This window comes from Actinomadura geliboluensis, assembly GCF_005889745.1.
GTDB classification, from domain to species: Bacteria; Actinomycetota; Actinomycetes; order Streptosporangiales; family Streptosporangiaceae; genus Spirillospora; species Spirillospora geliboluensis.
In genome coordinates this window covers 1-4,953 of sequence record NZ_VCKZ01000557.1, presented here as the reverse complement: position 1 = coordinate 4,953, position 4,953 = coordinate 1, and the positions used below count along the sequence as shown (strand labels likewise).

Sequence of the window (4,953 nt, the reverse complement as noted above, 5' to 3'; positions counted from 1 at the left end):
GATGGGGGTTCATCGGGGGCGCGGCCGCACTGGTGCCTTGGATGTGGGTGCTCGCGACCACGATGCCGTCCACCGCGACGGTGTCGAACTGGTCGGCGGCCTGGGTGGGGCTGGACGCGATGGAGGCCGCCGCCCTGCTGGGCACGGGCGTGCTGTTCGTCCGCCGCGATCCCCGGTACGGGCTCGGCGCCGCCGTGGCCGCCGCCCTGCTGGCCGCGGACGCGTGGTTCGACGTGGCGACCGCCATGCCCGGCGCCGCGCGCGCGTCGGCGATCGCGCTCGCGGCGGGAGTGGAACTTCCCCTGGCGGCCCTGTGCGCCGCCCTCGCCGCGCGGTCGTACACGCAGCGTGGAGCCGTGATCGACGAATTGGTGAACAGTGATCGGCAAAGCCTCGACGGGAGTGCGCCAGACGGGTGAAACCAGACGAGCCGGACCTCTAGAGTGAGTGCCATGTCGGGGCCCTCTCGCGGGAGGGCCCCTCGCCCTGCCTGCACGATCAGAGGTCCCCGAACATGAACGACCACGAGGTGCACGAGGAGTGCATGCGGCTCCTCCGGGACGGCCTGCCCGTCCCCGCTCCCGCCGCCTTCGAGGAGGGACGGGACTTCCTGCCGCTCGGACTCGACATGGACGGCGACGTCGCCGTTGTCACGTTCCTCCACCAGTGGGGCGACACGTCGGCGTTCGTCGAGGGGTGGACGTTCCACAAGCGCGACGGCGAGTGGCGGGAACTGGGCGGCGCCGGCGGGTTCGCGCCCGCCGAGCCCCTGGCGCGCCGCTCGTCCGGCGAGATGATGGGCCGCCACCTGCTCAAGTACGGGTCGGGCCGGAGCGTCCGCAACTCCAACCGGCTGCTGCCGTGGGGCGCCAAGTGGGTGAACGAGGCGCGGCTGCGGGCGTCGGCGGAGGTCGCGCGGGTCCGGGTCGGCAACCGGATCCTGGACGTCCCCGAGCACGGGCACGTCGTCGTCGTGTGGGGCGCCCGCCGGGGCCCGGTCGTGGAGGCCCTCGCCGCGGACGGCTCGGTGCTGGACGCCATGGACCTCGACCGTCCGGCCGTCCCGTCCCGTCCGCAGGGCTGATATTTGACCGTTCGGTCTTGAACGGGTTACCGTCCTGCCATGGCACGGACGAAGGAGTTCGACCCGGACGCCGCCCTGCGGCGCGCCCTCGACCTGTTCTGGGAGCGCGGCTACGAGGCGACGTCCATGGCCGACCTCGTGGAGCACCTCGGCATCGCCCGGGCCAGCATCTACGGCACGTTCGGCGGTAAGCACGAGCTGTTCCTGAAGGCGCTGGAGCGCTACCTCCGGGAGACCGACCCCAAGATCGCCGAGGCGCTGGCCCAGCCGGGCCCCGTGCTGCCGGCGGTGCGCGCGCTGATCGAGCGCTACGCGGCGGAGGCGTCCCGCGACCGGCCGCGGCGCGGCTGCCTGGTGGTGAACACGGCGGTCGAGCTGGCCGCGCGGGACCCGGACGCGGCGCGGCTGGTGGAGGCGAGCTGGTCGTTCCTGGAGGCGTCGCTGACGTCGGCGCTCACCCGGGCGCGCGCCCAGGGCGAACTGCCGCCGGACAAGGACCCCCGCTCGCTGGCCCGGCTGCTGCTCGTCCTGTTCCAGGGCATGCGGGTCCTCGGCCGCGCGCCCGCCGACGACGGCCGCCTCCGGGACGCGACGCGCGAGGCGCTGTCCCTCTTCGACTGACCCTTGCCCCCCGACCTCAGTCGGGGGTTCTGCACGCCTTTATTCGAGACCGATCATTCTAGAAAAAGGAGTCGTCATGGCCTTCCACGGCAAGACCGTCCTCATCACCGGCGGCTCGCGCGGCATCGGCCGCGCCACCGCGCGCGCCTTCGCCGCCGAGGGCGCCACGGTCGTCCTCGCCGGACGCGACGTGACCGCGCTCGCCGACGCCGTCAAGGAGATCGGGTCCGGCACGGCCGACCACGTGGTCGCCGACGTGGCCGACCCCGCGTCCGCCGCCCGGATGGTCGAGACGGTGGTCGCCCGGCACGGCGGCCTGCACGTCGCGGTCAACAACGCCGGGATCCTCGGCGCGGCCGGGCCCGTCGCCGACATCGACGCCGCCGCCTGGAACGACGTCCTCGCGGTCAACCTCACCGGCGTCTTCCTGTCGATGAAGCACGAGATCGCCCACATGCGCGCCAACGGCGGCGGGACGATCGTGAACGTCGCGTCCAACATCGGGGCGCATCGCCGGCTCCCCGGCATGGCGGCGTACGCGGCGTCCAAGGCGGCGGTCAGCATCCTGACCCGCACCGCTGCGCTCGACCACATCGGCGATGGCGTCCGCATCAACGCCGTTAGCCCCGGGGCAAGCGACACCCCCATGTCGCTGCTGCCGGGCGAGAGCGAGACCGAGCGGGCGGCGCGGATGAGCGCGTCCGTCCCAGCGGGCCGTGTGGCGGCCACGTCCGAAGTGGCCTCGACCGTCCTCTGGCTGGCGTCGGACGCCTCCACCCACGTGGTCGGCCACGACCTCGTCATCGACGGGGGTGTCACCGCCTGACAAGGCTTTTCGGGACCGCTCACAGGGCAGACTCCATGCATGGCCCTCACACCCGACTATGACTCCGACCCGGAGCGCTTCCGTCTCGCCGGCAGGGTCACCGGGAAGTACCTGATCGGGGCGCGGAGCCTGCACGACCACATCGCCATGAAGCTGGTCAACGCCGGCGCGTCCCTCGTCCTGGACATCGGCTGCGGGGAGGGCGCCCTCAGCGCCGCCCTCCCCCGTCCGGCTCCGCTCCGGCTCGTGGGGCTGGACGCCTCCGCCGAACTGCTGCGCGCCCACCCCGGGCCGCGGGTGCGCGGCGACGCGCTGCGGCTGCCGTTCCGGGACGGGACGTTCGACGCCGCCGTGGCCGTGAACCTGCTCTACCACCTGGACGATCCAGGGCTCGCCCTGCGCGAGGCCCGCCGCGTCCTCGCCCCCGGCGGGATGCTGCTCGTCTCCGCGATCTGCCGGAACGACAGCCCCGAACTGTCGCCCGTCTGGCGTCCCGAACCCACCCCGTTCGACGCCGAGGACGCCCCGGACCGGGTCTGCGAGGTCTTCGGCGAGGTCGAGGTGGAGCGCTGGGACGCCCCGCTGATCACGCTCCCCGACCGCGCCGCGATCCGCGACTACCTGATCGCGCGCCGCGTGCCCCGCCCCCAGGCCGCCGAGGCCGCCACCCACCTGGACACGCCCCTGCCGGTGACGAAACGCGGCTCCCTAGTCGTCGCGCGCCGCTGAGGGCTACAGCCAGCCGCGGTCCTGTGCGGCGCGCGCGGCGGCGTGGCGGTTGCCGACGCCGAGTTTGGTGACGGCGGCGGACAGGTAGTTGCGGACCGTCCCCTCCGAAAGGCCGAGGTCGCGGGCGATGCGGGACACGGGGGCGCCGCCGGCGGCGGCGCGGAGGGCGTCCAGTTCGCGCGGGGTGAGCGGGCACTCCTCGGCGGCGAGGGCGTCGGCGGCGAGTTGCGGGTCGATGTAGCGGGCGCCCGCGGCGACCTGCCGGATGACCTCGGCGAGCCGCCGGCCGGGCGCGTCCTTGCCGAGGAAGCCGCGGACTCCGGCGGCCATGGCGCGGCGCAGGTTGCCGGGCCGGCCGTGCGCGGTCACGATCACCAGCCGGCAGGACGGCAGGTCGCGGGACAGCCGCTCGGCGGCGGCGAGCCCGTCCAGGCCGGGCATGTCGATGTCGAGGACGGCGACGTCGGGCTTCAGGGCGAGGGCCCGGTCGACGGCCTCGTCGCCGCGGCCGACGTCGGCGGCGACCTCGATGCCGTCCTCGGTCTCCAGCAGCAGGACGAGCGCCTCCCTGATCAGGAGGTGGTCGTCGGCGAGCAGCACGCGGATCATGCCTCTCCCTCCGGCGCGGCGGGGACGGCGGCCGCGACCCGGAACGTCCCGTCCCCGGCGGGGCCCGCGGCGAACTCGCCGCCGGCTGCGCTGATCCGCTCGGCGAGCCCCGCCAGGCCGCTGCCCGCGTCGCCGCTGCGGCGCCCGGCGCCGTCGTTGACGATCTCCACCTCGACGCGGTCGCGGCCCGCCCGGACACTGATCTCGCACCAGGTGGCGCTGGAATGCCGCAGGACGTTGGTGGTGGCCTCGCGGGCGACCCAGCCGAGCGGCTCGTGGACGTGCGGCGGCAGCGCCGGGGACACCTCGGGGCGTTCGCAGCGGATCCCGGCGGCGCGCAGCACGGCGGACATGCCGTCCAGTTCGGTGCGCAGGGACGTGGCCCGGTAGCCGCGGACGACCTCGCGGACATCGCGGACGGCGTCCCGCGCCATGGTCTGGATCTCGGTCAGCTCCTTGCGGACGCGCGCGTCGTCGCGCTCCACGAACCGCTCGGCGACCTCGGCGCGCAGCGCGACCGCCTGGAGGCTGTGCCCGAGGACGTCGTGCAGGTCGCGGGCGAAGCGGAGCCGCTCCTCCCCCACCGCGGACCGGGCCAGCTCGGCGCGCGCCTCCCGCAGTTCCTGGACGACGTGGAACAGCCAGACCGTGACGTATCCGGAGAAGGCGCCGAGCGGCACCGCGGCGACCTCGTACAGGACGGCCAGGGCGGGCAGCCCGAGCAGCACGCCGTAGACGGGGGTGAAGACGGTCGCCGCCGCGGCCGCGCCGACCGCCTCCCGGACGGGCAGGACGATCGCGATCAGCCCGGCCGGGACGAGCAGCGCGTTGCCCCAGCCCCGGTCGATGCCGAGCAGCAGCGGCATCGCCCAGCAGATCAGCGCGATCGCGGCCAGCCCGGCCCGGTGGGCGGGCGCGGTGCGGCGCATCAGGTTCTGCCACAGCAGCCGGGCGTACAGGACGAACGCGGCGCCGGTGCCGGTGAGGGCGAGCAGCAGGCGGCCCGCCTCCCGCCGCTCGGTGACCTCGTACCAGAGCGCGGGCGCCAGGAACCCGGCCAGCGTCATCACCGTCATCCCCACGA

The 4,953-nt window shown here is 74.6% G+C and carries 7 protein-coding genes; 5 read left to right on the top strand and 2 right to left on the bottom strand.

Annotated elements, in window-relative coordinates:
* From ETD96_RS41220 to ETD96_RS41200, 5 genes are all read left to right on the top strand, one after another.
* A partial coding sequence (locus ETD96_RS41220; RefSeq protein ID WP_205719720.1) for a hypothetical protein occupies positions 1-419 on the top strand: 419 nt, incomplete at its 5' end.
* Between the two features lie 95 nt (positions 420-514).
* The gene (locus tag ETD96_RS41215) at positions 515-1,084 is read left to right on the top strand and encodes a hypothetical protein (protein WP_138641910.1); all 570 of its coding nucleotides are present in this window, start codon (positions 515-517) and stop codon (positions 1,082-1,084) included.
* A 39-nt stretch (positions 1,085-1,123) separates the two neighbouring features.
* Positions 1,124-1,705, top strand: a complete 582-nt coding sequence (locus ETD96_RS41210; RefSeq protein ID WP_138641909.1) for a TetR/AcrR family transcriptional regulator — start codon at positions 1,124-1,126, stop codon at positions 1,703-1,705.
* Positions 1,706-1,781: 76 nt separating this feature from the next.
* A complete protein-coding gene (locus ETD96_RS41205; RefSeq protein WP_138641908.1) occupies positions 1,782-2,531 on the top strand; it encodes an SDR family NAD(P)-dependent oxidoreductase in 750 nt (249 codons plus the stop codon).
* Positions 2,532-2,570: 39 nt separating this feature from the next.
* Positions 2,571-3,260, top strand: coding sequence for a class I SAM-dependent methyltransferase (locus tag ETD96_RS41200; RefSeq protein WP_138641907.1), 690 nt, complete (start codon positions 2,571-2,573; stop codon positions 3,258-3,260).
* Between the two features lie 3 nt (positions 3,261-3,263).
* Here the strand turns inward: ETD96_RS41200 and ETD96_RS41195 are convergent, their stop codons facing one another.
* Positions 3,264-3,869: a response regulator transcription factor gene (locus ETD96_RS41195; protein WP_138641906.1), complete on the bottom strand. Its 606-nt coding sequence runs from the start codon at positions 3,867-3,869 to the stop codon at positions 3,264-3,266.
* Positions 3,866-4,951, bottom strand: coding sequence for a sensor histidine kinase (locus ETD96_RS41190; RefSeq protein WP_240808592.1), 1,086 nt, complete (start codon positions 4,949-4,951; stop codon positions 3,866-3,868). Before ETD96_RS41190 ends, ETD96_RS41195 begins: the two co-directional genes overlap by 4 nt.
* Positions 4,952-4,953: the final 2 nt, after the last annotated feature.